We start from the raw sequence: 730 nt of genomic DNA, 5'->3' as shown, positions 1-730 counted from the left end.
CCCCCACACATCCTGCCCCAGGGGCCCCGCCGCATGTTCCCGATCCGCGACCACAACCCCTCCAGCCGCCGCCCCTGGATCACCTGGGCGCTGATCGCGGCCAATCTGGTGCTGTATCTGGCAACCCTGCCCTCGACCGAGGCCGGGGGGCAGCTTTGGGCGGCGCTGGCCCTTTATCCCCTTGCGGTGGCGAACGGGGAATGGCTGGGCGGGCTGGTGACCCATATGTTCCTGCATGCGGGCCTGCTGCATCTGGGCGGCAACATGCTGTTTCTGTGGATCTTCGGTGACAATCTGGAGGATCAGATGGGCCGCCTGCCCTTCCTCGGCTTCTATCTGGGCGCCGGGCTTGCGGCGGCTGTGGCGCAGATCGCGGCCGATCCGCTATCGCCCATTCCGATGGTCGGCGCCTCGGGGGCCATCGCGGGGGTGATGGGGGGCTATCTGCTGATGTTCCCGCGCGCCAAGGTCGATGTGCTGGCGATCTTCATCATTTTCTTCAAGGTCTTCACCCTGCCCGCATGGGTGATGCTGGGGGCATGGTTCGGGCTGCAGATGCTGGGCGGCCTGGCCAGCGCCAGCGGTCAGGGCGGGGTCGCCTATTGGGCTCATGCGGGCGGTTTTGCGGCAGGGGTGCTGCTGGCGGCCCCGCTGTTTCTCAGGCGCGGAGGCCCGGCCTTCTGGGCGCGCACCCATGGCCACCCGCCCCATCCGGACACGGTTTATGACG

At 67.9% G+C, this 730-nt stretch carries 1 protein-coding gene; it reads left to right on the top strand.

Translation table 11 applies throughout. The features are described 5' to 3' along the window. Positions 1-33: 33 nt before the first annotated feature. The coding region (locus EG885_RS22355; protein ID WP_131579072.1) for a rhomboid family intramembrane serine protease at positions 34-730 on the top strand (697 nt) is incomplete at its 3' end.

The sequence above is a fragment of the Paracoccus nototheniae genome (genome assembly GCF_004335005.1).
Lineage (GTDB): Bacteria > Pseudomonadota > Alphaproteobacteria > Rhodobacterales > Rhodobacteraceae > Paracoccus > Paracoccus nototheniae.
This window is presented reverse-complemented; position numbering and strand designations above follow the sequence as displayed.